The organism is Sphingopyxis sp. 2PD, from assembly GCF_005503695.1.
Taxonomy (GTDB): Bacteria; Pseudomonadota; Alphaproteobacteria; order Sphingomonadales; family Sphingomonadaceae; genus Sphingopyxis.
The window spans coordinates 75,234-99,415 of sequence record NZ_SCMU01000008.1; the positions used below are offsets into that span (position 1 = coordinate 75,234).

General features: G+C 66.6%; 26 protein-coding genes and 1 riboswitch. Of the genes, 16 read left to right on the plus strand and 10 right to left on the minus strand.

From position 1 onward, the window contains the following. The first annotated feature begins 6 nt into the window (after positions 1-6). Positions 7-597, plus strand: coding sequence for a TetR/AcrR family transcriptional regulator (locus FFS18_RS08615; RefSeq protein ID WP_137870462.1), 591 nt, complete (start codon positions 7-9; stop codon positions 595-597). A 107-nt stretch (positions 598-704) separates the two neighbouring features. Here the strand turns inward: FFS18_RS08615 and FFS18_RS08620 are convergent, their stop codons facing one another. Next, the gene (locus FFS18_RS08620) at positions 705-2,078 is read right to left on the minus strand and encodes a M20/M25/M40 family metallo-hydrolase (RefSeq protein ID WP_137870463.1); all 1,374 of its coding nucleotides are present in this window, start codon (positions 2,076-2,078) and stop codon (positions 705-707) included. Positions 2,079-2,250: 172 nt separating this feature from the next. Then, on the minus strand, positions 2,251-2,907 hold the full coding sequence (gene nth / locus FFS18_RS08625; protein WP_137870464.1) for an endonuclease III: 657 nt from the start codon (positions 2,905-2,907) through the stop codon (positions 2,251-2,253). 224 nt (positions 2,908-3,131) lie between these two features. On the opposite strand from nth, the gene FFS18_RS08630 reads away from it, so the two are divergent. Further along, on the plus strand, positions 3,132-3,575 hold the full coding sequence (locus FFS18_RS08630; protein ID WP_120217973.1) for a hypothetical protein: 444 nt from the start codon (positions 3,132-3,134) through the stop codon (positions 3,573-3,575). 63 nt (positions 3,576-3,638) lie between these two features. Here FFS18_RS08630 and dapB read toward each other — a convergent pair whose 3' ends face one another. Further along, positions 3,639-4,364 (minus strand): 4-hydroxy-tetrahydrodipicolinate reductase, encoded by a 726-nt coding sequence (gene dapB, locus FFS18_RS08635; RefSeq protein ID WP_120217972.1) that lies wholly within the window; start codon positions 4,362-4,364, stop codon positions 3,639-3,641. A gap of 166 nt (positions 4,365-4,530) precedes the next feature. On the opposite strand from dapB, the gene FFS18_RS08640 reads away from it, so the two are divergent. After that, the gene (locus FFS18_RS08640; protein ID WP_137870465.1) at positions 4,531-5,235 is read left to right on the plus strand and encodes an NAD-dependent deacylase; all 705 of its coding nucleotides are present in this window, start codon (positions 4,531-4,533) and stop codon (positions 5,233-5,235) included. 271 nt (positions 5,236-5,506) lie between these two features. Here the strand turns inward: FFS18_RS08640 and FFS18_RS08645 are convergent, their stop codons facing one another. From FFS18_RS08645 to FFS18_RS08660, 4 genes are all read right to left on the minus strand, one after another. Further along, complete coding sequence (locus FFS18_RS08645; RefSeq protein ID WP_137870466.1) at positions 5,507-6,976, minus strand: S41 family peptidase; 1,470 nt, start codon at positions 6,974-6,976, stop codon at positions 5,507-5,509. Between the two features lie 115 nt (positions 6,977-7,091). Continuing rightward, a complete protein-coding gene (locus FFS18_RS08650; protein ID WP_249340346.1) occupies positions 7,092-7,835 on the minus strand; it encodes an RlmE family RNA methyltransferase in 744 nt (247 codons plus the stop codon). Then, positions 7,832-8,935: a Ppx/GppA phosphatase family protein gene (locus FFS18_RS08655; RefSeq protein ID WP_120217966.1), complete on the minus strand. Its 1,104-nt coding sequence runs from the start codon at positions 8,933-8,935 to the stop codon at positions 7,832-7,834. The genes FFS18_RS08650 and FFS18_RS08655 overlap by 4 nt, the downstream gene beginning before the upstream one ends. A 190-nt stretch (positions 8,936-9,125) precedes the next feature. Beyond that, the gene (locus FFS18_RS08660; protein ID WP_120217967.1) at positions 9,126-9,533 is read right to left on the minus strand and encodes a glycine zipper 2TM domain-containing protein; all 408 of its coding nucleotides are present in this window, start codon (positions 9,531-9,533) and stop codon (positions 9,126-9,128) included. Between the two features lie 162 nt (positions 9,534-9,695). Between FFS18_RS08660 and FFS18_RS08665 the strand changes: the two genes are divergently transcribed. Next, a complete protein-coding gene (locus FFS18_RS08665) occupies positions 9,696-10,697 on the plus strand; it encodes an esterase-like activity of phytase family protein (protein WP_137870467.1) in 1,002 nt (333 codons plus the stop codon). Positions 10,698-10,733: 36 nt separating this feature from the next. Here FFS18_RS08665 and rpmB read toward each other — a convergent pair whose 3' ends face one another. Continuing rightward, the gene (gene rpmB / locus FFS18_RS08670; protein WP_120217969.1) at positions 10,734-11,027 is read right to left on the minus strand and encodes a 50S ribosomal protein L28; all 294 of its coding nucleotides are present in this window, start codon (positions 11,025-11,027) and stop codon (positions 10,734-10,736) included. Positions 11,028-11,168: 141 nt separating this feature from the next. On the opposite strand from rpmB, the gene tadA reads away from it, so the two are divergent. The 12 genes from tadA to FFS18_RS08730 all read left to right on the plus strand — a co-directional run bounded on the left by tadA (position 11,169) and on the right by FFS18_RS08730 (position 21,666). Next, positions 11,169-11,624, plus strand: coding sequence for a tRNA adenosine(34) deaminase TadA (gene tadA, locus FFS18_RS08675; protein ID WP_137870468.1), 456 nt, complete (start codon positions 11,169-11,171; stop codon positions 11,622-11,624). Between the two features lie 255 nt (positions 11,625-11,879). Further along, positions 11,880-12,065: riboswitch (cobalamin riboswitch) on the plus strand. Positions 12,066-12,208: 143 nt separating this feature from the next. Then, positions 12,209-14,158 carry a TonB-dependent receptor plug domain-containing protein gene (locus tag FFS18_RS08680; protein WP_137870498.1) on the plus strand — a complete coding sequence of 650 codons (1,950 nt, stop codon included), beginning with the start codon at positions 12,209-12,211 and terminating at the stop codon, positions 14,156-14,158. Continuing rightward, positions 14,158-14,706, plus strand: coding sequence for a hypothetical protein (locus FFS18_RS08685; RefSeq protein ID WP_137870469.1), 549 nt, complete (start codon positions 14,158-14,160; stop codon positions 14,704-14,706). The genes FFS18_RS08680 and FFS18_RS08685 overlap by 1 nt, the downstream gene beginning before the upstream one ends. Continuing rightward, positions 14,706-15,113 (plus strand): DUF1636 domain-containing protein, encoded by a 408-nt coding sequence (locus FFS18_RS08690; RefSeq protein ID WP_137870470.1) that lies wholly within the window; start codon positions 14,706-14,708, stop codon positions 15,111-15,113. Before FFS18_RS08685 ends, FFS18_RS08690 begins: the two co-directional genes overlap by 1 nt. Beyond that, positions 15,110-16,126, plus strand: a complete 1,017-nt coding sequence (cobT, locus tag FFS18_RS08695; RefSeq protein ID WP_137870471.1) for a nicotinate-nucleotide--dimethylbenzimidazole phosphoribosyltransferase — start codon at positions 15,110-15,112, stop codon at positions 16,124-16,126. The genes FFS18_RS08690 and cobT overlap by 4 nt, the downstream gene beginning before the upstream one ends. After that, positions 16,123-16,692 (plus strand): histidine phosphatase family protein, encoded by a 570-nt coding sequence (locus FFS18_RS08700; RefSeq protein ID WP_137870472.1) that lies wholly within the window; start codon positions 16,123-16,125, stop codon positions 16,690-16,692. Before cobT ends, FFS18_RS08700 begins: the two co-directional genes overlap by 4 nt. After that, positions 16,689-17,408, plus strand: coding sequence for an adenosylcobinamide-GDP ribazoletransferase (locus tag FFS18_RS08705; RefSeq protein ID WP_120217958.1), 720 nt, complete (start codon positions 16,689-16,691; stop codon positions 17,406-17,408). The genes FFS18_RS08700 and FFS18_RS08705 overlap by 4 nt, the downstream gene beginning before the upstream one ends. Beyond that, positions 17,405-18,373: an aminotransferase class I/II-fold pyridoxal phosphate-dependent enzyme gene (locus FFS18_RS08710; RefSeq protein WP_137870473.1), complete on the plus strand. Its 969-nt coding sequence runs from the start codon at positions 17,405-17,407 to the stop codon at positions 18,371-18,373. The genes FFS18_RS08705 and FFS18_RS08710 overlap by 4 nt, the downstream gene beginning before the upstream one ends. Beyond that, complete coding sequence (gene cbiB, locus FFS18_RS08715) at positions 18,366-19,304, plus strand: adenosylcobinamide-phosphate synthase CbiB (RefSeq protein ID WP_137870474.1); 939 nt, start codon at positions 18,366-18,368, stop codon at positions 19,302-19,304. The genes FFS18_RS08710 and cbiB overlap by 8 nt, the downstream gene beginning before the upstream one ends. Further along, a complete protein-coding gene (locus tag FFS18_RS08720) occupies positions 19,292-20,749 on the plus strand; it encodes a cobyric acid synthase (RefSeq protein WP_137870475.1) in 1,458 nt (485 codons plus the stop codon). The genes cbiB and FFS18_RS08720 overlap by 13 nt, the downstream gene beginning before the upstream one ends. Further along, complete coding sequence (cobU, locus tag FFS18_RS08725) at positions 20,746-21,276, plus strand: bifunctional adenosylcobinamide kinase/adenosylcobinamide-phosphate guanylyltransferase (protein ID WP_137870476.1); 531 nt, start codon at positions 20,746-20,748, stop codon at positions 21,274-21,276. The genes FFS18_RS08720 and cobU overlap by 4 nt, the downstream gene beginning before the upstream one ends. Before the next feature lie 114 nt (positions 21,277-21,390). Beyond that, a complete protein-coding gene (locus tag FFS18_RS08730) occupies positions 21,391-21,666 on the plus strand; it encodes an HU family DNA-binding protein (RefSeq protein ID WP_088440085.1) in 276 nt (91 codons plus the stop codon). A gap of 330 nt (positions 21,667-21,996) precedes the next feature. On the opposite strand, the gene FFS18_RS08735 is transcribed toward FFS18_RS08730, so the two are convergent. Then, complete coding sequence (locus tag FFS18_RS08735; protein ID WP_137870477.1) at positions 21,997-23,214, minus strand: hypothetical protein; 1,218 nt, start codon at positions 23,212-23,214, stop codon at positions 21,997-21,999. Positions 23,215-23,218: 4 nt separating this feature from the next. Further along, on the minus strand, positions 23,219-24,007 hold the full coding sequence (locus FFS18_RS08740; protein ID WP_137870478.1) for a hypothetical protein: 789 nt from the start codon (positions 24,005-24,007) through the stop codon (positions 23,219-23,221). Between the last annotated feature and the right edge of the window lie 175 nt (positions 24,008-24,182).

The window sequence follows — 24,182 nt, forward strand, 5'->3', positions numbered from 1 at the left end:
AACAAGATGCAACCCGCTCGCCAAGCCTTTACGCGCGAAAGCGCCGATGCCCGCCGGGCTGACCTGATCGAGGCGACCGCGGCGGTGTTGGCGGAGCATGGGCTGGCGGGAACCAATGTCCGGGCGATCTGCGCCAAAGCGGGGGTGTCGCCGGGGCTGCTGCGCCATTATTTCGATGGCATCGACGATCTGGTCGCGGCGACCTATCAGGCGACGAGCGACCGGATGGACGCGATTTTTGCGGCGGCGGTCGCGGGCGCCGGTGCCGATCCGCACGCACGGCTGACCGCGTACCTCACCGCCAGCTTTCGCCCGCCGGTGACCGATCCCGAACTGCTGGGGGCGTGGACAGCCTTCTGGGCGCTGGCGCGCAGCGATGCGCGGATGGCGGAAATTCACGCGGAAAGTTACGCCGGGTACCGCGCACGGCTGGGCGAGTTGCTGACCGCATGCGGCGCGCGCGATGCCGAGCGGCTGGCGATCATGCTGACCGCGATGGTCGACGGGCTGTGGCTCGAACTGTCGCTGGATGCGGGCAGCTTTGGCGCCGAGGCGGCGGTGGCGATGATCGAGCGGGCGGTGGCGGCGTTGGCATAAACGTCGCCCCCGCGCAGGCGGGGGCCGCTGGCCACCTTAATCCACACCGCCGTGAAAAGCCGATGGCGGCCCCCGCCTGCGCGGGGGCGACGACCTGATTAGCACGCCTATTTCGACAAATCGCGGAGCAAACTGTCCCAATGCGCCAGCGCGGGCGCGATCGCGTCGACGGGGACGCGTTCGTTAAGGCCGTGCGCGAAGCTGTCGCTGGCTTTCGAGAACAGTCCCGCAACGCCATAGCTCGGCACGCCCTGCATCCGGAAATGATAGCTGTCGGTGGCGCCGGCGCTCATCGACGGGATGATCGGCAGGCCGGGCGCGCGGGCGTGGACCGCTTTCTTGACCGCCGCCATGACGTCGGGGCGCAGCGGCGAGGCGTCGCTGGCGCTGGCGTCGGGATCGGTGTTCACCTTGACGGCCGGATCGGCGATCACGCGTTCGAGTTCGGCGCGTACGGTTTCGACCGGCACACCGGGGAAGATGCGGCAGTTGATGTTCGCGGTCGCGCGCTGCGGCAGCGCATTTTCGGCATGGCCGCCCTTGACCAGCGTCGGCACGCAGGTGGTGCCGATCTGGCCGACATATTCGGGGTCGGCGCGAATCTTGGTGATCGCCGCTTCATCCTCCGGATTGGCGGCGAAGGTCTTGAGCGCGGCGCCCATATTGCCGCCGACCTGGTCGGCGACGATCGGCAGGCCGATCCTGGTGAGCTCGTTCTGCTGCGCGGCGAATTTATAGGCGCCAACCTTTTCGAGCGCCGCGGCGAGTTGGACAATCGCATTGACCGGCGACGGGCGCGAGCTGTGACCGCCGGGGTTGGTGACTTCGAGCGTGAAGTCGGCGTAGGTTTTTTCGCCCGCCTGAAGCCCGTAATATTGCGGCTTGCCATCCTCGCCGAGCGTCCCGCCGCCGCCGTCGCCGTTCAGGGCAAATTCGGCGTCCTTATATTTGGCGGCGAGCGCGCGGGTCGTCACCATCTGGGTTTCCTCGTCACCCGTCAGCAACAGGATGATCGAGCGCTGCGGCTTGAAGCCGTCCTTTTTCAGCTGCGCCATCGTCGCGACCATCATCGCGATGTCGAACTTGTTGTCCTCCGACCCGCGACCGAAAATATAGCCATTTTCCTCGACCGGCACGAACGGATCGCGCGTCCAGTCCTTCGGGTCGGCCGCGACAACATCCATATGGCCGAGCAGCAGGATCGGTTTCTTCTTCGTCGTGCCGGTCAGCGTCGCGGCGAGGGTCGCGGTTTCGCCCATCGGGGTGATTTCGATGTCGCTGTCGGCATAGCCCGCGGCCTTCAGCACCCCGGCATAATAGGCCGCCAGTTCAGGCACCTTGCCGCGCCCCTCGACCGTCGGGATCGCGATGCTGTCCTTCAGGATCTGCTTCGCGGCGTCGGCATCGGCAGGTTTGGCGTGGACGGGCGCGGCGGCGAGCATGGCGGCGGCGAGGGCGAGCGGGGCGTAAGGCATGCGCATAGCAACGGGTTATGGCGGGTCATGGGCAGACGGCAAGTGGCAATCGCCAGTGCCGCACCGCGACCGGATGCCGTACGGCAAGATACGACCGAATCAAGACGTCGCCCCCGCGAACGCGGAATGAGCTGTCCGCTCCCCACCCCAAAGTGGACATCCGCGAAACAGGGACAGCTCAGCCCCTCTGCCACCCCTTCGGCGCCGCCGTATTCGGCTTGAACCGGCACAGGTCAGCGACCGGACAACGCCAGCATTCGGGCGTCCGTGCCTTGCAGATGTAGCGACCGTGGAGGATCAGCCAGTGGTGGGCGCCGACGCGAAACGGCGCGGGGGTGGTTTTTTCCAGCGCCTTTTCCACCGCCAGCACCGTCTTGCCGGGCGCGAGCCCCGTGCGGTTGCCGACGCGGAAGATATGGGTGTCGACGGCAAAGGTTTCGGCGCCGAACGCGCAGTTCATCACGACATTGGCGGTCTTGCGTCCGACCCCCGGCAGTTCGACCAGCGTATCGCGGTCGGCAGGAACCTCGCCGCCATGGTCGCGGACGAGGATTTCGGAGAGCGCGATGACGTTTTTCGCCTTACCGTTGAACAGCCCGATCGTCTTGATATGCTCTTTCAGTCCCGCCTCGCCGAGCTCGACCATTTGCTGCGGCGTGGTGACTTCCTGAAACAAGCGCCGCGTCGCCTTGTTCACCCCGACGTCGGTCGCCTGCGCCGACAACACAACCGCGACGAGCAGCTGGTAGATGTTGCCAAATTCGAGCTCGGTTTCCGGACTGGGGTTCAGTTCGGCAAGCCGACGGTAGAATTCGAAGATGTCGGCGCGTTTCATCCGGTGAACCCCAAAGCGCGCCCGAACGATGCGGCGCCGCGCCTGCCCTAGCGCGGCCAGGGGGGCAACTCCAAGTCGGGAAATTTGACTCGGGTCAAGGAGAAGCGCAGCCTCCGCGCTCCCGATGCCGAGTCGCGCTGCGACAGGCGTTGGCGGGGCGTCGACACCGGGGACCGGACAAGAGAGCCAGGGGGGTTCTCGTTCCGGCATTGGAGGACCAGACCATGTCCAATTTGTTGAAAACGGCCGCTTTGGCCGTCGCGATGTCGTGCGCCGTCGCCGCGCCCGCGTCTGCGCAAAATTATCCGCTGGCCCCGGGCAATTATAGCGAAGTGGCGATGATCGACGTCGCCGATGGCGGCGGCATGCAATATGCGACCTATCTGGCGAACGAATGGCGCAAGGCGCAGGAATTCGCCAAATCGAAAGGCTGGATCGTCAGTTACGCGGTGTTCAATAATGTCAATTCGCGCCCGGGCGAACCCGACCTGTATCTGTCGGTCACCTTCCCGAGCTTTCCCGACGCGGCTGAGGATGAAAAACGCGATCAGGCCTATCGCGATTTCATGAAGCGCACCGACACGCAAATGATCGCCGAATCGGGCGACCGAGCGAAATTCCGCACCGTATTGGGCAGCTTTTTGCTGCGCGAACTGAAGTTCAAATAGCCGAATGAGGTCGTCGCGTGTGGCGGGCCGGGTCGGTCCGCCACGCTCGGCGCGTGTCGAACGTTAGAGCCCCAGCACCTGCGGCATCGTGTAGCGCCCCGGCTTTTGCCCGGTCAGCCACAGCGCCGCGCGTACGGCGCCGCGTGCAAAGATCATGCGGTTTTCGGCGCGGTGCGACAGGGTGAGCATCTCTTCCGGCCCGGCGAAGATTACGTCGTGATCGCCCGCAACGGTGCCGCCGCGCAACGACGCAAAGCCGATCTTGCCATGCCCGCGCGCGCCGGTCAGCCCGTCGCGGCCGCGTTCGGAACAGGTGGCGAGGTCGATGCCGCGCCCGGCAGCGGCGGCTTGTCCGAGCAGGAGCGCGGTGCCGCTGGGCGCGTCGAGCTTCATCCGGTGGTGCATCTCGACAATCTCGATGTCATATTCGGGATCGAGCCGCGCCGCCGCCTCGCGCACCAGATGCGCAAGCAGGGTGACGCCGAGCGACGTATTGCCGGTCTGGAGCACCGCGATATCGGCGGCGGCATCGTCGATCAGATAATGATGGCGTTCCTCGAGCCCGGTGGTGCCGATGACGATCGGCTTTTTGGCCGCGACGCAGGCATCGAGCGTCGCTTCAAGCGCCGCGGGGGACGAAAAGTCGACGAGGACGTCGGCGTCGCCCGCGAGCTTCACCACATCACCGCCCTTGTCGATGCCGCAGCGCCGCTGCCCCGCTTCGGAAATCGCCGCGGCGAGCGCGACGCCCATCCGTCCTTCGCTGCCGATAATGCCGATGCTGGTCATATGCCGTCCCCTGATACGCGGCCTTCCTTTAGCCGTTCGTGTCGAGCGAAGTCGAGACACGTTGGTCCGGCGCCAAACGCCTCTCGACTTCCACCGGCGGTGGAAGTTTATCCTGAGCGCCTGCTAAGGCAGTCGAAGGGCTCGAGGCGAACGGATAGGGTTGGGCATGGAAAAAATTCGAAACATCGTCATCCTGACCGGTGCCGGGGTGTCGGCCGAAAGCGGCATCGATACGTTTCGCGACGGCGGCGGATTGTGGGAACAGCACCGCGTCGAGGATGTCGCGACGCCCGAAGCTTTTGCGCGTGATCCCGATCTGGTGCTGCGATTCTATGACATGCGCCGCGAAGCGATCCAGACCAAGGTGCCGAACGCCGCGCATGAAGCGCTGGCGCGGCTCGACGCGGAATGGCTGGGCGAGTTGCTGATCGTGACGCAAAACGTCGACGACCTGCACGAGCGCGCCGGGGCGAAGCGGCTGATCCATATGCATGGCGAGCATCTGAACGCCTGGTGCACCGCGTGCGATGCGCGGATGCCGTGGCGCGGGACGTTGCTCGACCGGCCCGCCTGTCCGGCCTGCGGCGCAAGAGGTACGCTGCGCCCCGACATCGTGTGGTTCGGCGAGATGCCGTACCGGATGGACGAGATTTACCGCGCACTTACCCAAGCCGACCTGTTCGTGTCGATCGGCACCTCGGGTGCGGTCTATCCGGCGGCGGGATTTGTGCGCGAGGCGCGCCAATCGGGGGCGCTGACGCTGGAGCTCAACATGGAACCGAGCCAGGGGAGTTACTGGTTCGCCGAAGCCCGACACGGCCCGGCGGGGGTGCTGGTGCCGGCGTGGGTGGAGGAGGTTTTGGGGCGGTAACTGCGTCAGGTAACGACCGCTTGCTGACGTAGCGATCCTCCCCAGCGGGGGGCACCCGAAGGGTGGCGGAGGGGCACGGGCGGTCTACGCTGCGCTGGGCTGGAAGAACCAAGCTTCTCGGGAACGTAGCATTGGAGCACGACTTCGGCGGCAGGGCAAGCCGATGGTGCTCCTACACCAGCTTCGCTGGTCCCCCTCCCCGTGCCGGGGAGGATCTAGATGCCCGCTCTCTACCCCAAAGCCGACGCTTACGCCGCGCGTCGGCGCGACCCTAAAACAGCCCCGGCAATTCGCGCTGCGCAACGCTCGGTCGCGCGGGGACCAGCATCTCGGGTTCTGCCTGCACGCGCGTACTGCTGCGCTGCGCGGCCGCCCCGACGCTCGCTTCGGCGATCCGCGTCGTGCAGCTGCCGGTGGCGAGGAAGTCGATTGCCGCGCGCACCGACGCTTCGCGTGCATCGCCCAGCGGCAGGTTCAAATCGTCGCCCGCGGCGCAGCTGTTCGAAATCTGGGGTGCCAGGCCGTTGTAATAATTGCCTGCCCCGGTCGAATTGGCGGTGGCAAAGGCAACGACGCGCATCCGGTCGTCGCATTCGGCCTTGTCGAGCGCGATCTGGCCGACCGGCTTGCCGAAGGTATTGCTGCCAACCAGCGTCATGTTGGTGCCGAGGTACGGCAGCATCGAATTGATCACCAGCTCACTCGCCGATGCGGTGGATCCGGTGCCGATAAAGGCGATGCGCGTCGGGGCGATCGATTCGGCGGTCGGGGCAAAACGATGCTCGTCATTCTCCACCGCTTTCGACGGGCGGAACACGGTCTGCGAAAACAGCAACCCGCTGCGCCCCTCGCCCATCAGATCGCCCATCAGTTCGGCGGTCGAAACCAGCCCGCCGCCGTTGTAGCGGAAATCGATGATGATGTCGGTTACCCCCTGATTGCGGAAATTCAGGAAGGCGGTGCGGAGTTGCGGGTTCGCCGACGAGATGAAGCTGCGCAGGTTCAGATAGCCGTAATTGCGACCGCCCTCGCTGATGATCTTCGCGCCATAACGATCCGAAATCGGGTCGAGCGAATAATCGGCCTTGGCGACGGTGACGTCGCGGGTGCCGGCGCTGTCCTGAATGCGCAGGATGCGGGTGACGCCGGGGTCGCTGGGGCCGAGGGCGTTGGTGATCCCCTGCGTGCCTTCGGCCGCGACGATGTTCGCGATCGTGCGCATGTTGCTCGCCGTGGTGCCGATCGCCACGATGCGCGTGCCGCGGTCGATGCCCGCGGCGATCGCGGGCGCGCCTTCATAGGCTTCGGCGATGACGACGACATTGGCGCTCGGGTCATAGGTCAGGCGGACGCCGAACCCCGCGCTCGATCCGCTGGCAAAGAACGCATTCTCCTCGGCGATCGAGGTGATATAAGTGAAGAAACGATCCTTGCCGAGCGCGCGTGCCGGGGCGACCAGCGCGTCGATATAGGCGTCGACATTGCCGAAGCTCGCGGGATTGACCCCGGTCGCGACGTCGCCGGGGAACAGATACCATTCGTCGATCACCGCCTTGGCAAATCCCTGCCGCGCGGCAAGGCCGCAGCCTCCGGTCGGGGTCGGGGTCGGCGATGGGGTCGGGGTAACGGTCACGGGTCCGCCATTGCTACCCGTACTCGAACCGCCGCCGCCCCCGCACGATGCCAGCACAAAGGCGGAAAGGGTAAGCAGGGCAATGGATTTGCGCGACCGATGCGTCATGGATCGTCCTTGGGAATGGCTATGCGACCGGCGCCGGATCCCGAAAGATCCGATCGCCACCGTCGTATCTATGCGCGAATGAATGACCCGGCAATGAACTTGGCGCAAGGCGCGCTCAGTCGTCTTGCTCGCCCGGGTTTTCTGCCGTTTTCGGATCGCCGCGGCCTTTGAACCCCTGCGCGATCACATACAGCTCGGGCGATCCCTTGCGGCTGGCCGGAGGCTTGGCGTGCTTGACCGTGGTAAAATGCTTTTTGAGCAAGGTCAGCAGCGTGTGGTCGGCGCCACCGGCAAACACCTTGGCCACGAACGCACCGCCGGGTTGCAGGTTCTGCACCGCGAAATCGGCGGCGGTTTCGGCCAGGGCGATCGTGCGCAGATGGTCGGTTTGCTGATGGCCGACGGTGTTTGCCGCCATGTCCGAAATCACCAGGTCGGGCGCGCTGCCCAGCACTTCGATCAGCGCGTCGGGCGCCGCATCGTCCATGAAGTCCATCTCGAGGATCGCGACGCCCTCGATCGGCTCGCACGCCAGCAAGTCGATCCCCGCGACGCGCGCGCGCGGGTTGGCCTTGCGCACGACCTGCGACCAGCCGCCCGGGGTAATGCCCAGATCGACGACGGCGCGGGCTTTCTTGATGAAGCCGAATTTGTCGTCGAGCTCGATCAGCTTGTAGGCGGCGCGCGACCGATAGCCCTCGGCCTGCGCGCGGCGGACATAGGGATCGTTGAGCTGGCGCTGCAGCCAGCGCGTCGACGACGTGCTGCGCCTTTTCGCGGTCTTGACGCGGACGTGCAGCCCGCCGCGACCGCTCGAACCCTTGGCGCCGCCGCCGCTCTTGCCGCTGCCGCCGCTCATTTGCGATACTCGCGGCGCGTCACCGGGACGTCGCGCCCCTGCATCGCCAGCGTCCGCAAAATTCCCTCGCGGATGCCGCGGTCGGCGACCCCGACGCGTGCGGCGGGCCACAGGTCGATGATGCTTTCCAGGATCGCGCAGCCGGCAACGACCAGGTCGGCGCGTTCGCGGCCGATGCAGGCAATCTCGGCGCGGTCGGCGATGCTGGCGTCGGCCAGGCGGCGGCTGATGCCGCGCATCGCATCGGCCGGCACGACCAGCCCGTCGACCGCGCGGCGATCATATCGCGGCAGGTTCAGGAACACGCTGGCCAGCGTCGTCACCGTCCCGCTGGTGCCCAGCAAGCGCAGCTTTTGCCCGGCGAACTGTTCGGCGCGCCCGGCAAAGGCCGCAAAGGCGGTGCGGGTCACCTCGCGCATATGGGCATAGGCGGCCTGGCGTCCGGCCAGGCTGTCGTCGGGCAGCGGCGCATGTTCGGTCAGCGACACCACGCCCCACGGCACGCTGATCCAGTCGCGAATCGTGACGTCATGGTCGGATACGTCGACGCGCATCAGCTCGGTCGAGCCGCCGCCAATGTCGAAAATCAGCGCCGGACCATCGCCGGGTTCCATGAGGTTGTGACAGCCGAGCACCGCGAGTCGCGCCTCTTCGGCGGCGGAAATAATGTCGAGAACGATGCCCGTTTCGCGCCGCACCCGCTCGGCCAGTTCGGCGCCGTTTGCCGCGCGGCGGCACGCTTCGGTGGCGACCGCGCGCGACAGCGACACATGGCGGCGGCGCAGCTTGTCGGCGCAGATCGCCAGCGCCGCGACGGTGCGATCCATCGCTGCATCGCTGATCCGCCCGCTGCCGTGCAACCCTTCGCCCAGCCGGACGATGCGCGAAAAAGCGTCGATGACGACCAGCTCGCCGTCCTGCGGACGGGCAATCAGCAACCGGCAGTTGTTGGTGCCAAGGTCGATCGCGGCATAGCTGCGCGGTCGTACGAAATTTGCGGGACGCGTGGCGGCTTCCGCCTTGGTTCGCGTCTTTGCCGTCGGCCCCGTCCTCGAACTTGGCCGCGGCGGTCGCCCGGATGGCGCTGCCATTTGCCGCATGGCTAGTATTACCTGTCTCTCTCACGCATCCGTCACCTGCGGATGTGCACTTGGATGAGAACCTAGGCTTTGGCGGCGTGCAAGGCAACCCCGCCCCCTTTGCGCGCCGATCGAACAAAGAAAACCCCGCCCGGCGGTGGCCGGGCGGGGTAAAGGAGGGAAGGAAATTTATTGGAGGTCGGGACTACCCTTAACGGCAGCCGTCATTCCCCTTGTCGATCGCGCGGCCGGCGATGGCGCCGACGGCGCCGCCGATGATCGTGCCGACGGTGCGGTCGCCGCGGCCGGCGATTTCATGGCCGGCGAGGCCACCGGCGATCGCGCCGATGATCGTGCCGCCGGTGCCGTTGTCGCACTGGCGATAATTGCGGTTGTTGTACCGCTGGTTGTAATAGCGGCGGTCCTGACGGTAGTCGCGGCGATCGGCACGGCGATCGTAACGACGGTCATAGCGGCGGTCGTCGCGGTCGTAGCCGCTGTAATAGCTCGAATAGCCGTCACGGTCATAATAACCATTCTGTGCTGCGGCGGGAGCCGCCATCCCCAGCGTCGCGGTGGACATCAGGGCGGCGATCGAGAGGGTCACCATCTTTTTCATCGTCGTTCTCCTTCTTTCGTCGTTGGGCCCTTCTGGGCGTTGTCGATGGAGGGGTTATGCGCGATTCGCATTGAGCCGAGCCTGAACGCGCCTGTTGGCTGGCGTTCAGCTTTGCCGCCCGTAATGCTTCCCTTTCGCGCGCCGCCCCCCTAACCCGCGCCGATGCGCCGCCTGATTTACCCCGCCCTGATCTTTGTTGCGCTCGGCCCGGTGCCGGGAACGGTGCAGCGCTTTCCCGTCGATAACCTCACCCAGCGCGCCAGCGCGCGGTCGCTGGCGCGGGCGCCGGAGACAAGCGGTACGATGCGCTTCGTGCGCGGCTGGCATCTCGTCAGCCCGCACAGCCGCTTTGGCGGTTTCTCGGGAATCGCGCAAATCGCGCCTGATCGTTTCCTGCTGATCGGGGACAATGGCTATAGGACGCGGCTGACCTTTAATGGCGAGGGACAGCTGACCGTCTTTAACATCGCGCCCCTGCCTGTTCCGTCGGGCTGGCCCGACCGCAAAACGATGCTCGACAGCGAATCGCTGTTCGTCGATCCCGCACAGGGGACCGCGTGGGTCAGCCTGGAGCGCACCAACCAGCTTTGGCGGTTCGATCATGAGTTGACGAGGCTGGAGGCGCGCTATGCCCCTGCTGCTCTACGCGACTGGCCTCGGGGCCGTGGGCCCGAGGCCATGGCGCGGCTCGCCGAGGGGCGAATCATCATCCTGGCCGAGGGGGGACGCGAGGATTCGCGCCGCAATCGCGCGGTGATGCTGGCGGGCGCGCCCGGAACCTCATCGGGGCCAGCGACGCGCTTCTTTTATGATTCGCAGGGCAAAGGCGCCGTGAGCGATACCACGCCGCTTCCCGACGGCCGCATCCTCATCGTGCACCGCAAAGTCGGCTGGAACCCAATATTCACGACGACTGTGGCCATCGCCGACCCGCACGACATCCGGCCGAACGCCGTTCTGCGCTCGCGGACGATCGGGGTTGTCCCGCCCGGCCTCGCCGACAATTTTGAGGGCGCCGCGCTGACGGTCGAAAATGGTCGCACTTGGCTCTGGCTCGTCTCCGACAATAATTTTCAAAGCTGGCAGCGCAGCCTGCTGCTGCAATTCGAGCTGGTGGACCTGCCGCCCGCCCGGACGCCGGACAGCAAAAAGGCGGCCCGGTAACCCGGCCGCCTTTTGGCGTCAGCGATGGAAATGCGCTTAAGCGGCCTTTTCGGCCAGCTTCTTCGCGACTTCCTTCTTCACCTTGCGCGCGCCGGCCGAAAGCTGGTCGTCGCCGGCCTTCAGCAGCCAGTTGTCGAGGCCGCCATTATGCTCGACGGTACGCAGGCCGTGCGTCGACACGCGCAGCTTCACGCCCTTGCCCAGCGCATCCGACAGCAACGTCACATTCTGCAAATTGGGCAGAAAGGTGCGCTTGGTCTTGTTGTTGGCGTGGCTGACATTGTTGCCAACCATACGACCCTTGCCGGTCAGTTCGCAGATGCGCGACATGCTGTTTGTCCTCGTACAAAATTTCGGTTCGGCGTCCGGGTGCGTCCCGCAAAATCGGGGGCGGCAGGACCGGAGTGAGCCGGGAAAGGCGCGCGCTTATCGGCTTGCCGCAGATTCGTCAAGGGACTAGCGGGAAAAGCGATGTCACAATTTCCGCTCCCCGAACCGATGCGCGCCGCGCTGAATCTCGCGAAAAGCGCCGCCGCGGCGGGCGAAGTGCCGGTCGGGGCGGTCGTCGTCAAGGACGGGATGATCGTCGGCGAAGGTCATAATGCGCCGCGCACCGCCCACGACCCGACCGCGCACGCCGAAATCGTCGCGATTCGCGCTGCGGCGCGGGCGCTGGGAAATGAAAGGCTCGACGGTTGCGATCTCTATGTCACGCTCGAGCCTTGCGCGATGTGCGCGGGGGCGATCGCGCACGCGCGCATCGCACGGCTTTATTATGGCGCCGACGATCCGAAAGGCGGCGCGGTCGCTCACGGCCCGCGCGTGTTTGCCCAGCCCACGGTGCATCACCGGCCCGAGGTTTACGACGGCATCGGGGCAGGGGAGGCGGCGGCGCTGCTCAGAGAATTTTTTGCGGTGCGGCGGTGACGAGGGACGTCTGGTTTGGGGCGGATCCGAGATCTTCCGACTGACTGTCGCCCCCGCGAAGGTGGGGGCCGCTAGCCGCCTATTCCTGCGTCGCTGCGTAAACCGACAGCGGCCCCCGCCTGCGCGGGGGCGACGTCTTGCTTCCGGCCAAAACCCGCTGCTCACTGCCCTTCTTTGATAGCAAAACACTCATCCGGCGCCATCCGTATCGGACCGATGCGGTACGGTGATTGACCGCCGCCCCCAAACCAAGCTAACGGGCGGCAAGCGACAGGTTCCCCGGCGACGGGGACTAAGAGGGAACGGGAAAACCCCGGCTGCCCCTGCAACTGTACGCGGCGAGCCATCGGCCACATGCCATTGGGACTTTCCGTCCCGAGAAGGCGGCCGATCCGGCGCTGACCCGCAAGCCAGGAGACCTGCCCGTCGCCGTCGTCTTTCGCGCGGGCAGGGTGCACCGGGCGGACGGGGGTGAACCCGCATGACGACAAAGTGGACCGCGTTCGCGCGGGGACGTTGTCGTGCGCCCGGTGGCCCAGACATCGATCCCGCGTGCGTGCGGTGTTGTCGATGAGGTTACCCAGATGAATTGCGTTTTCCGTCACTCCGTTTCGCTCGCCGTGCTGGCGGCGTCATCCCCCGCGCTTGCCGAGGAAGCGGCGCATGCCGTCGCTGCCGACGGCGACAGCATCGTCGTGACCGCGACGCGCGCGCCGCTGACCCTTGATGAGATCCCCGCCGCGATCGCGGTGCTCGACAAGGATGCGATCGACCGCGCGCAGGACATCGGGGTCACCGAATTGCTGCTGCGCACGCCCGGCGTCAGCATCTCGCGCAACGGCGGTTATGGCACCGCGACGTCGCTGCGCATTCGCGGCGCCGAGTCCGAACATACGGTCGCCGTCATCGACGGGGTAAAGCTGAACGATCCGTCGTCGACGGGCGGCGGGTTCAACTTCACCAACCTGCTCGTCGGCGACATTTCGCGGATCGAGGTGCTGCGCGGGCCCCAATCGATCCTGTGGGGCAGCCAGGCGATCGGCGGGGTGGTCAATATCGTGACCGCATCGCCCGAAAAGAGGCTTGAAGGCAGCTTCGACCTCGAGGCTGGGTCGCGCGACACCGTCAGCGCGCGCGCCGCAATCGGTGGTCGCACCGGGCCGCTCGCCTGGCGCATCGGCGGGCAGCGTTTCACCACCGACGGCATTTCGTCGCACGGAAAGGCGTTCGGCGGGGTCGAACGCGACGGTTATCGCAACCATAGCGTATCGGGCCGCGCCGAACTGACGCTCGCCGACAATGTCAGCGCCGAGGTGCGCGGTTATTATTCGAGCGGCCGCGTCGAATTTGACGGCTTCAACGTCGACAGCAACGATTACGGGCTGAACAAGGAATTCGTCGGCTATGCGGGGCTGAATTTCGACCTCGTCGGCGGGCGTTTCCGCAATCGCATCGCCTATGCTCATACCGACACCAACCGCGACAATTTCAACCCCGACCGCGCGCGGCCGCAGAGCTTTGAAGCCGACGGCAAAAACAAGCGCTGGGAATATCAGGGCAGCTTCGCCCTCTCCGACCGTATCTCCGCAATCTTCGGGGCCGAAAACGAACGCTCCGATTTCCGCAGCCGCTCGCCTTCAGCTTCGCTCGCGCTCCCGCTTCCGGCTTTTGCGCGCGGCAAGGCCGAGCTGACCAGCGCCTATGGCCAGCTCAGCGTCGAACCGGTGGACGGGCTGATCCTGAACGGCGGCGTCCGTTACGACGATCACGACCGCTATGGTGGCCAGACCCTGTTCGCGGCGGGGGGCGTCTGGCGCCTGCCCACCGGAACGCTGCTCCGCGCAAGCTATGGCGAAGGGTTCAAGGCGCCGTCGCTGTTCCAGCTGTTCAGCGAATATGGCAATGTGGCGCTCGATCCCGAGGCAGCGGATGGTTGGGAAGCGGGAATCGAGCAGTCGCTGTTCGATCGCAAGTTGGTTGTCAGCGCGAGCTGGTTCGACCGCACCACCACGAACCAGATCATCTACAACAGCTGTTCGGGCACCTCGACCAATCCGCTATGTTTTGTTCCGGGCGATCCGGCGACGCGGCGCTTCGGCTATTATTCGAACGTCGCGCGCAGCAAGGCGCAGGGCGTCGAAGCCGCCGCCGCGCTGACGCTGGGCGGGCTGGTCCTCGACGGCAATTATAGCTTGATCGCCAGCGAGGACCGGTCGCCGGGGACCGCCAATTTCGGCAAATGGTTGCCGCGCCGTCCGCGCCATACCGCCAATGCATCGGTCAGCTATGGCTTCGGTTTCGGGCTTGAGCTCGGCGCGGCGCTGCGCTGGTCGGGCAAGAGCTACGACAATGCGAGCAACGCAACGCGGCTCGACGACTATACGCTCGTCGATTTGCGCGCCGAGTTCGCGCTGTCCGACGCGGTCAAGCTGTTCGCGCGCGCCGAGAATGTCTTCGACGAGCAATATATGACGGCATTCCGCTACGGCTCGATCGGGCGCAGCATCTACGCCGGCATCCGGGGGCGGTTCTGATGGCGGCGCTGTCGCAGCGCGGCGCGTCTGCGCTATGGGTTGCGCTCCTCACTGCGGCGAGCACGGCGACGACGCTGGCGCTCGCCTGCGCGACGCCTTTTCCGTCGCTCGCGGCGCTCGCGGCGGTGCATATGCGCCGCCCGGGCGGCGTGGCGCTGATACTGCTGGCGTGGCTGGCGAGCCAGTGCGTCGGTTTTTTCCTGCTCGGCTATCCGCGCGATGGCAGCACGCTGGCGTGGGGCTTTGCGCTCGGCACCGCGGCGGTAGGGTCGGCGCTGGCGGGTTATGCCGCGGTGCGGGCGCTGGATTACCGGTCGGTCGCGGCGCGGCTCGCGCTGGCTTATGCGGCGGGTTTTACCGCGTATAAGGGGATCATCGTTGGCTGGGCGCTGGTGCTGGGCGGGTTGCACACCGCGACGGCGCCCGACCTGCTCGCCGAGCAATTTGTCCGTAATGGTGCGATCCTGATCGGGCTGTACGGGCTCTATCGCCTGCTCGTCGCAGCGGGGGTTCCGCCGCCGCCGCAGCCCGCGGCGAGCGCAACCTGATGCTCACGCGCGTCGATCCCGGACCGGCGGTGGTGGTGTGCAACAGTTGCCGCCACAGCCGTGATGCACAGGTCGATGCGGGCGGGGTGCGCGGCGGGGCGCGGCTGGTTGCGGCGCTCCGCCGCCTGCGCGCGCACGAGCCGCGCTATGCGGGAATTGCCGTGCAGGAGATGGCGTGCCTGTTCGCGTGCCAGGATTTCTGCACCGTGCACCTGCGCGCGCCCGACAAGATCGGTTATGTGCTGGGGCGGTTCGGCGCAGACGATGCGGCGGCGCGCGCCATTCTCGACTATGCGGTCCATTATGCCGCGAGCGACGATGGCCGCGTCGCCTATGCGCTGTGGCCCGAAGGGGTCAAAGGGCATTTCATCACCCGCATCCCGCCGCCGGGATGGATCGCCGAATGACCGCCTTTGGTTCCGTCGCGGCGTTCGAAGCGGCGCTCACCGACCTCGGCGATGCCGACGCCGATGCCCGCGCCGACGCCCGAATGCGGCAGGCCGAACTGACCAAACCCGCCGGGTCGCTGGGACGGCTGGAGGAGCTGGCGCTGTTCTTTGCCGGCTGGCAGCGACGGGCGCGGCCACGGATCGACCGCGCCCGCGCCGCGATCTTTGCCGGCAATCATGGCGTCACCGTGCATGGCGTCAGCGCCTTTCCGGCAAGCGTGACGGCGCAGATGGTGGCGAATTTTGCGAGCGGCGGCGCGGCGATCAACGCGCTGGCGGGTGCGGCGGGGTTGGAATTGACCGTCGTCGCGCTCGACCTCGATCGGCCGACCGCCGATTTCACTGCCGCAGCGGCGATGCGCGCGGATGAGTGCCTCGACGCGCTCAATCGGGGCGCGGCGGTGGTCGAGGCCGATCTCGACCTGGTCGTGCTGGGCGAAATGGGGATCGGCAATTCGACCGCGGCGGCGGCGCTGTGCGCCCGCAGCTTTGGCGGCGACGCGGCGGCGTGGGTTGGCCCGGGCACCGGGGTCGATGGCCATGGCGTCGCGCGCAAGGTCGAGGTGGTCGCGCGCGCCCTCGCCTTCCATGGCGGGGCGCCGGTGACCGCGTTCGAGACGCTGCGCAGCGTCGGCGGGCGCGAGATTGCGGCGATCGCGGGCGCGATTGTCCGCGCCCGCCAGTTGAGGATCCCGGTGCTGCTCGACGGTTTCATCTGCAGCGCGGCGCTCGCACCGCTCGCCGCCGACAATCCGGCGATCGCGGCGCATTGCATCGCGGGCCATTGTTCGGCCGAGCCGGGGCACCGGCGCCTGCTGGGTCAGCTCGGGCTCGATCCGCTGCTGATACTGAATATGCGGCTGGGTGAGGGCAGCGGCGCGGCGGTGGCGGCGAACATCATCCGCAGCGCGCTCGCCGTGCATGACGAGATGGCGACCTTTGCCGAGGCAGAAGTGTCGGCGTCGCTGTGAGCGGCTTTGCGCTCCATCTGCTGCGCCACGGGGCGCCCGGCACCCCGGGGTTGCTGATGGGGCGCACCGATTGCGCACCGACGCCCGCGGGCATCGCGGCGTGCGCAGCGCAGGCGGCGGGGCTGGGCATTGAGCATATTATCGCATCCGACCTTGGCCGCAGCCACGCTGCGGGCGAAGCGATCAGCCGCGCCCTCGCGCTGCCGCTCACGATCGATCCACGCTGGCGCGAGCTCGATTTCGGCGACTGGGACGGATACCCGAGCGGCGCGGTCGATCAAGACACGCTCGGGCAGTTCTGGGAAGATCCCGACGCGAACCCGCCGCCGGGCGGCGAACGCTGGTCGGCGCTGGTCGCGCGCGTGGCGGCCGCGCTGGCCGATCTGGCGCCGGTGCCGACGCTGGTCGTCGCGCACGGTGGTTCGATGCGCGCGGCGCTGCACATCCTCTGCGGCTTCGACCAGCGCCAGCTGTGGGCCTTCGACCTGCCCTATGCGGCGCGGCTGTCGCTCCACGTCTGGCCGGGCGAGCCGATGAGCGCGCAGGTTGTCGGACTGGTGCCATGAAGGGCTTGCTGATCGCGGTCCAGTTCCTGACCCGGCTACCGACGCCGCGTATCACCGTGACAGGTGACGAATTCGCCGCGTCGATGCGCTGGTTCCCGGCGGTCGGGCTGATCGTCGGTGTGCTTGTCGCGGGTGCAGGCTGGGCGGGGGGACGGATCGATCCCTGGACCGGGGCGCTCGCGGCGCTGCTGGTCTGGGTTGCGGTCACCGGCGCGCTGCACCTCGACGGGCTGGGCGACATTGCCGACGCGAACGGCGCGGCGCACAAGAATCGCGACCGGTTGCTGGCGGTGCTGGCGGACCCGCATGTTGGCAGCTTTGCGGTGGTGACGATCGCCTTGCAGCTGATCGCCAAGCTGGTGCTGCTCCATGCACTGGTCGATCGCCAAGAGTTTGTTGCGATTGCGCTGATTCCCTTTGCGGCGCGGATCGGCCCGCTCGTCTGGTCGCGTGCGCTGCCCGATCTGCACGCGGGGCTGGGGTCGCGGTTCCGCAATGTCGTGCGTCCCGTTGATTTCGCGATCTGGAGCGCGCTGCTGCTGGCAGCGGCTTGGGCGTCGCCGTCGCTGCTGGCTGCGCCGCTGGTCTTTCTGCTGTGGGGTTGGTGGCTGAAGCGCAAGATCGGCGGTATTTCGGGCGACGGCCATGGCGCCGGGATCGAACTCGGCGAAAGCGCACTGCTCGCCACCGCGCTGCTGGTCGTTCATCTGGCATGAGCGACGCATGGACCTGGCACGGCGGCGCGCTGGCAGCGGCGCAGCGCTATTTTGGCGGCACCGACTGGATCGACCTGTCGACCGGGATCAACCCGCATCCCTGGCCCAGCGCCGCCGACATAGTGTTCGACTGGCAGCGCCTGCCCGACCCCGCGGCGCTGGCGGCGCTCGAAGCCGCCGCGGCGTCGTATTTCGGCGTCGATCCGCGCCATGTCTGCGCGGTGCCGGGCAGCGAGATCGGGCTGCGGCTGGTCGGGGCGCTGGTGGGCGGTCCGGCGCAGCATATGGCGCCCGGATACCGCACCCATGGCGCGATGATCGCGGGAGGCACGGCGGTCGATCCCGAAGCAACGCGCGAAAGTCGCGGCACGCTGATCCTCGCCAACCCGAACAACCCCGACGGGCGCGTCATCGACGGCGCGGCGGTACTGGAGCTGCTAGCCGACCGCGACGGCTGGCTGCTGGTCGACGAGGCGTTCGCCGACACCGATCCGGCGCACAGCGTCGCGGCGGCGGTCGGCAACGACCAGCGGCTCGTCGTCTTTCGCTCGTTCGGCAAATTTTTCGGGCTTGCGGGCGTCCGGCTGGGCTTTGTTATCGCGGCACCCGCGTTGCTCGCGGCGCTGCGCGACCGGCTGGGCGCATGGCCGCTGGCGGCGGCGGCGATTGCGATCGGCACCGTGGCCTACGCCGATCAGGGTTGGATCGCCGCGACGCGCGCGCGGCTGCTGCGCGAAGCCTCCGCGCTCGACGCGGTTCTGGGCCGCCATGGCCACCAGCCCATCGGCGCCTGCCCCCTGTTTCGGCTGATCGCCGTCGATGACGCGCGCGCGCTGTTCGAGCGGCTTGCACGGCGCGCAATCCTGACCCGCCCCTTTGACGACCAGCCACGCTGGCTGCGCATCGGCCTGCCCGCCGATGGCGCTGCGCTGGCGCGGCTCGACGCGGCGCTCGCCGATGGCTGAACCGATCGCGCTCGCGGCGCTGGCGCTCGATGCCGCGTTCGGCTGGCCGCGGCGGCTCTATTGCCATATCGGCCACCCGGTCGGGCTGTTCGCGCGGATCATCGCTGCCTGCGAGACGCGGTGGAACCGTCCGCAGCGCAGCGATCGGCGGCGCCGCGCCTTTGGGGTGCTGACCCTGCTGCTGCTGTTGATCGTCGCGGCCGGTCCAGCATGGACAATCCAATATGGGCTGCTCGCATCGTTCGGCGGTTGGGGCTGGGTCGGCATTGCTGTGCTGGCCTGGCCTGCGCTCGCGCAGCGCAGCCTGTTCGACCATGTCCGCGCGGTCGCCGAGCAGCTGGACCGCAACGACCTGCCCGCGGCGCGCGGCGCGGTCGGCGCGATCGTCGGCCGCGACACCGCGGCGCTCGATCAGGCCGGGGTCGCGCGTGCGGCGATCGAAAGCCTTGCCGAGAGTTTCTGCGACGGGGTCGCGGCGCCGCTGTTTTGGCTCCTACTCCTCGGCCTGCCCGGCATCTGGGCGTATAAGGCGGTGAACACCGCCGACAGCCTGATCGGCCACCGCGAGGCGCGCTGGCGCGCCTTCGGCTGGGCCGCCGCGCGCAGCGACGATCTGGCCAACTGGATCCCGGCGCGGCTGTCGGGCGCCCTGATCTGCCTTGCCGCTCGCGGCGGGTGGTGCGTAATGCAGCGCGATGCGCGGCGCCACGCCTCGCCCAACGCCGGCTGGCCCGAGGCGGCAATGGCGGGCGCGCTGGGGCTGCGACTGGCGGGACCAATCGCTTATGATGGGATCATGCATGACAAGGCCTGGATCGGCGATGGCCGCGTCGATGCCGATGCCGGCGACATCGATCGCGCCTTGACGATCTATCTGCGCGCTTGCCTGTTCCTGTGGTTGATCGCAGGAGGCACCTTATGGCTGCTTTGATGCTTCAGGGAACCGGCTCCGACGTCGGCAAGTCGGTGCTTGTGGCGGGGTTGTGCCGCGCCTTTGCCAACCGCGGGCTGACGGTTCGCCCGTTCAAGCCCCAAAATATGTCGAACAACGCCGCGGTGACGAGCGACGGCGGCGAAATCGGGCGCGCGCAGGCGCTGCAGGCGATGGCGTGCCGGACCGCGCCGCACAGCGACATGAACCCGGTGCTGCTGAAGCCGCAGGCCGACCGCACGTCGCAGCTGATCGTCCATGGCCGGGTGCGCGGGACGCTGGGCAGCGGCAATTTTCGCGAAGCGCGCGGCGCGCTGCTGACCGAGGTCATGCGAAGCTACGAACGATTGCAAGCGCAGTGCGATATCGTGGTGGTCGAGGGCGCGGGATCGCCCGCCGAGATCAACCTGCGCGTCGGCGACATCGCCAATATGGGCTTTGCCCGCGCCGCCAACGTCCCCGTCATCCTGATCGGTGACATCGACCGCGGCGGCGTGATCGCGTCGGTCGTCGGTACCCGCGCAGTGATCGATCCCGCGGATGCGGCGATGATCCGCGGGTTCCTGATCAACAAGTTCCGCGGCGATCCGGCGCTGTTCGACGATGGCTATCGCGAGATCGAAAAGCGCAGCGGCTGGCCGGGTTTCGGCGTCATTCCCTGGCTCGGCGCCGCAGCGCGGCTGCCGAGCGAGGATGCCGTGATCCTCGAACGCCCCGCCGACCCGCGCGAGGCGCGGCGGATCATCGCCTGCCCCATCCTGCCGCGCATTTCCAATTTCGACGACCTCGACCCGCTCAAGCTGGAACCCGGGGTCGAAGTGGTGATGGTACCGCCGGGGCGGCCGATCCCCGCCAAGGCGGCGATCATCATCCTGCCCGGATCGAAAGCGACGATTGCCGATCTCAAGGCGCTGCGCGCCGAGGGCTGGGATATCGACATCAGGGCGCATCACCGCCGCGGCAGGATGATCATCGGGCTGTGCGGCGGCTATCAGATGCTCGGGAGGCGGGTCTCCGACCCGATGGGGATCGAGGGCGTGCCGGCGGCGGTCGACGGACTGGGGCTGCTCGATGTCGAAACGACGCTTTCGCCAGCCAAAACGCTGCGCCACGTCACCGGATCGGCGCTCGGCGCAGCGCTCGAAGGCTATGAAATGCATATGGGCGAAACGCGCGGCCCTGGCACGAACCAGCCCTTTGCGGTGCTGGCCGACGGCGCGCGCGACGGTGCGGTCGGGAGCGATGGCCGCGTGATCGGATCCTATCTCCACGGCCTGTTTGCCTCGACCGAGCTGCGTCGCGCACTGCTCGCGCGCATCGGCGTCACGGGCGGCGCACGCGACTATGCCGCCGATGTCGATGCCGCACTCGACGACATCGCCGCCGAACTGGCGCGCCACGCCGATCTCGAGGGTTTGCTGGCGCTCGCAGGCGTGCGCGCATGACGGGATCGAGCCTCTTCGTCCTCGGCGGGGCGCGGTCGGGCAAGAGCCGTTATGCGCAGGCGCACGCCGAGATGCTGGCCGGCCGCCATCATTTTGTCGCAACCGCCGAAGCGTTCGACGATGAGATGCGCGAGCGAATCGCGCGGCATCAGGCCGACCGCGACGCACGCTGGCAAACCGTCGAGGCGCCGCGCGACCTGCCCGCGGTACTCGATGCGCTGAACGCGCCCGACGCGGTGGTGCTGGTCGATTGCCTGACATTGTGGCTGTCGAACCTGCTGCTCGCGGGCGCCGACCCGGACCGAACCGAAATTGAATTATGCAGCGCAATCAACCGGTTTGCCGGTCATATCATCCTCGTATCCAACGAGGTCGGGCTGGGGATCGTGCCCGCCAATTCGCTGGCGCGGCGTTTCGGCGATGCCGCCGGGCGGCTCAATCAGGCGGTCGCGGCGACCGCGGCCGAGGTCGTGCTGCTCGCCGCGGGGCTACCGCTGACGCTCAAGCCACGCACCATCGCGCCATAACGCGCCGATTCGCGCATCGACCGCCCGTAAAACCGGGACTTGGCGAACGCCGTATCATGCGGCTATGGCAGCGCATTGATCGGGAATCGCCCGGTCGAGACCAGGAGAGAATTTATGAATCACGCCGAACTGTCGGACGCCGTCGCCGCGTCGCTGGACCTGAGCAAAGCCGACGGGCGCAAGGCCGTCGACGCCGTCTTCGCCGCGATCGCCGATGCCGCCGCCAAGGGCGACGAAGTTTCGGTCAACGGCTTTGGCAAGTTCAAGGTCAAGGCAACCCCGGCCCGCGAAGGCCGCAACCCTTCGACCGGTGCGACGATCCAGATCAAGGCCGCCAAGAAGCTGACCTTTGGCCCGGCAAAGGCCGTCAAGGATCGCCTGAACGGCTGATCCACGGCTGATCGATTGCGGCTCAACGCCGTACGCAGGGCTCCGCCGAACCATCGGCGGAGCCCTTGTGCTATGGACGACCGACGCCGAAGCGAAGCATCGTCACAGCGCACCGCACTGCGGCCACAGCGTGCCGCCTAATCCCGTCGATGGGGACAATCCCAGCCACAAAACGGCCTCCAGGGACATGGCCGACCGCCCAAATGGGCCGAGTTCCGCTTGCCATAGCGCCCTTGCGTGTCGCTCCAAGATCCGCCAGTTCGCCGAATGGGAAGCATCCGATTGCGAAAGAACCTGCTGTCGCTAACCGGTCGTGCCAGCACGGATGCTTCAGCGTTCCCCCGGCACTTCCAATATGCCGGCACAGGCTTGGCCGCTCGATGCCAGATTATTGCTGTCTACCGAAACGCGTACGTCGGCGACCAGAGCCTTGCCGCCGGGGCCGGGCATTAGAATATAGTCGACGTCGCAATGCATGTAGATGCCCTCCTCCCATGCAGCCCCGGTTTTCATATCCTGCACGGCGACGCGATTGTCGAATTGCTGGCCATATGACAGGATCCGCAGATCGCCGGCCGATGTGAGGTGCGGCGTCCCCATTGCGGCCACGACATCGCTTTCGCCGCGGCCCTGCCAAACCATGATCAATTGGGCCTCCGCACGATTCAGCTTGCGGTCGCCGCGAAGCTTTGCTGCCTGCTTGTCGAATTCGAACCCCGCAGCCATGCGTTTGACGTTCTGCTCATATTTGCTCCGCAGTTCGGTCGCGAGCAGGTCCACCTGCTGTTTTATTGCTGCCATCTTCGCCTGCGCGGCTGCCCGGTCGGCGGCGCTTGCAGGCTGGCCCCATCGTCCCGAGGGGTCGGGACGGACCGCGCCGCGCCACAAGCGGGACCAAGTGAGATCGAGCTGCTCGGCAGCGGTGGTTTCGGCCAGCACCATAACCGCCTGGGTCAGCCCAAAAGGCTTCAGCCGATCATTGAAGGCCGCCATGTCGAAGCGCCCGTCACGATAGGATGCGTGCATGGCCCTTTCGATGTCCTGTGCGTTGCAGGCAAGCTTGTGCGCCTTCAGCATCGCGGGATCGTCGCTGGTCGTCCACGGCTCGGCCGGTATCGCTTGTGTCTGCAAATCGCTCCGTCGCAGGATCGAACTGCCCTCGCCCAGCCTGACCTTCACCGACGCGGATGGCGCAGCGGCAGCCTTGCCGCGCTTTGCCGTGGCGAGCGCCATAAGGCTCGGGCATTCGAACTGCAGGCGCTTCACGGTCCATTCGGGCTTGGCGGCATTTTCGTGGATAATCGTAACGTCGAGCTGCTTTATCTCGACGCCTCCGCCCAATTGGTCGAACGGTGTACGCGACATGACGATCGTGTCCGAATAATAGGCCTGGCGATCCCCTTGTGTCCCGTCGACATGAAAGAACAGCGCCTGCGCTGCCGCGCCCGATGGACACAAGGCAGCGGCAGTTCCGAACAGCACGGCGGCGCGAACCGCAGTAAACTTCCCGGCACTGCGCCGGATTGGAGAGGAAAGTCCGATATTCATTTCTTCACGCCCTCTTCCGCTTCGCAAGACATTGTTCGAGCCTGCTTCGGGCGGCAAGTCCGCCAGTCCAGTCCAGCTTGGCCACCGATTGACCGTTGACGAGGACTTCGAAACCCTGGCGGTCTTCCATCGCAGCCATGGCCGCTTCGATCGTCGGCACGGCGAAGGCGATCGATGCATAGGCTTCGCCCGGCAACCGATAGTTGAAGGCCTGCACGGTCTGTGAGGAGCCGTCGCTCTGGTTGAGCGTCACCCTGATCTTTCGAACATCTTTCGAACCGGTAATTTTTCCACCGGAGAAGGTCATCAGCGCACCCGAATAGCTGCCGCCCGGTCCCGAAATGCGTAGCATCACATCGCCCTTTGAATATAGAGCAACACAAAATTCTCCGGGTTTTGGGCCGATCCCGTCCTGAAGATAATCCCAACCGCCATTATGGTAGCGTTCGTAAGCTGCCTTGAATTTCGGATCGCGTTTCCGCGCTTCAATCTCCTTGGGGTCCTTGCCAACCGAGCGGGATATATCGGCCATTGCAGCCATGGCCGCCGCCATCGGATCACCACCCGCAGCCGGCGAATGGCCCGTATCGTCCCGATCATCTTGCGATGGTTTCGGCGTCGCCGCGATATCCATCATGTTCTGATGATGCTGCGCATTTTGGGCGCAGATATTGGGAAGATCGGAGCAAGCATGGGCAGGACCGGAATGCGCAAGCGACAATGCCGCGGCGCCGACCGTCGACAATATGACAGCGGGGCATTTTTCGCGACGGGAATTCAGGAATATCCGCATGAGAACAACTTGCCTCGCAGCTTGAACCTAGTGTTTCACGATAGCCAACAAGCGATTTGGAGACACGATCAGACATGCACCAGTGCTCCAAGCGATATCACCGGCCCACCATACTTCGACTTCACGTCGCGGGTCGTCGCTTCCGAAACCGTATTCCGTCGAGCAAGGTCCGCCG

Excerpts from the sequence above, each read along its gene's own strand:
- FFS18_RS08705 (WP_120217958.1), top strand. The coding sequence starts at position 16,689 with ATGAAGGGCTTGCTGATCGCGGTCCAGTTCCTGACCCGGCTACCGACG.
- cbiB (WP_137870474.1), top strand. The coding sequence starts at position 18,366 with ATGGCTGAACCGATCGCGCTCGCGGCGCTGGCGCTCGATGCCGCGTTC.
- FFS18_RS08720 (WP_137870475.1), top strand. The coding sequence starts at position 19,292 with ATGGCTGCTTTGATGCTTCAGGGAACCGGCTCCGACGTCGGCAAGTCG.
- cobU (WP_137870476.1), top strand. The coding sequence starts at position 20,746 with ATGACGGGATCGAGCCTCTTCGTCCTCGGCGGGGCGCGGTCGGGCAAG.
- FFS18_RS08740 (WP_137870478.1), bottom strand. The coding sequence starts at position 24,007 with ATGCGGATATTCCTGAATTCCCGTCGCGAAAAATGCCCCGCTGTCATA.
- FFS18_RS08665 (WP_137870467.1), top strand. The coding sequence starts at position 9,696 with ATGCGCCGCCTGATTTACCCCGCCCTGATCTTTGTTGCGCTCGGCCCG.
- dapB (WP_120217972.1), bottom strand. The coding sequence starts at position 4,364 with ATGACCAGCATCGGCATTATCGGCAGCGAAGGACGGATGGGCGTCGCG.
- FFS18_RS08630 (WP_120217973.1), top strand. The coding sequence starts at position 3,132 with ATGTCCAATTTGTTGAAAACGGCCGCTTTGGCCGTCGCGATGTCGTGC.
- FFS18_RS08615 (WP_137870462.1), top strand. The coding sequence starts at position 7 with ATGCAACCCGCTCGCCAAGCCTTTACGCGCGAAAGCGCCGATGCCCGC.
- rpmB (WP_120217969.1), bottom strand. The coding sequence starts at position 11,027 with ATGTCGCGCATCTGCGAACTGACCGGCAAGGGTCGTATGGTTGGCAAC.
- FFS18_RS08730 (WP_088440085.1), top strand. The coding sequence starts at position 21,391 with ATGAATCACGCCGAACTGTCGGACGCCGTCGCCGCGTCGCTGGACCTG.
- tadA (WP_137870468.1), top strand. The coding sequence starts at position 11,169 with ATGTCACAATTTCCGCTCCCCGAACCGATGCGCGCCGCGCTGAATCTC.
- FFS18_RS08690 (WP_137870470.1), top strand. The coding sequence starts at position 14,706 with ATGCTCACGCGCGTCGATCCCGGACCGGCGGTGGTGGTGTGCAACAGT.
- FFS18_RS08640 (WP_137870465.1), top strand. The coding sequence starts at position 4,531 with ATGGAAAAAATTCGAAACATCGTCATCCTGACCGGTGCCGGGGTGTCG.
- FFS18_RS08620 (WP_137870463.1), bottom strand. The coding sequence starts at position 2,078 with ATGCGCATGCCTTACGCCCCGCTCGCCCTCGCCGCCGCCATGCTCGCC.
- FFS18_RS08735 (WP_137870477.1), bottom strand. The coding sequence starts at position 23,214 with ATGAATATCGGACTTTCCTCTCCAATCCGGCGCAGTGCCGGGAAGTTT.
- nth (WP_137870464.1), bottom strand. The coding sequence starts at position 2,907 with ATGAAACGCGCCGACATCTTCGAATTCTACCGTCGGCTTGCCGAACTG.
- cobT (WP_137870471.1), top strand. The coding sequence starts at position 15,110 with ATGACCGCCTTTGGTTCCGTCGCGGCGTTCGAAGCGGCGCTCACCGAC.
- FFS18_RS08660 (WP_120217967.1), bottom strand. The coding sequence starts at position 9,533 with ATGAAAAAGATGGTGACCCTCTCGATCGCCGCCCTGATGTCCACCGCG.
- FFS18_RS08710 (WP_137870473.1), top strand. The coding sequence starts at position 17,405 with ATGAGCGACGCATGGACCTGGCACGGCGGCGCGCTGGCAGCGGCGCAG.
- FFS18_RS08680 (WP_137870498.1), top strand. The coding sequence starts at position 12,209 with ATGAATTGCGTTTTCCGTCACTCCGTTTCGCTCGCCGTGCTGGCGGCG.
- FFS18_RS08685 (WP_137870469.1), top strand. The coding sequence starts at position 14,158 with ATGGCGGCGCTGTCGCAGCGCGGCGCGTCTGCGCTATGGGTTGCGCTC.
- FFS18_RS08645 (WP_137870466.1), bottom strand. The coding sequence starts at position 6,976 with ATGACGCATCGGTCGCGCAAATCCATTGCCCTGCTTACCCTTTCCGCC.
- FFS18_RS08655 (WP_120217966.1), bottom strand. The coding sequence starts at position 8,935 with ATGCGGCAAATGGCAGCGCCATCCGGGCGACCGCCGCGGCCAAGTTCG.
- FFS18_RS08650 (WP_249340346.1), bottom strand. The coding sequence starts at position 7,835 with ATGAGCGGCGGCAGCGGCAAGAGCGGCGGCGGCGCCAAGGGTTCGAGC.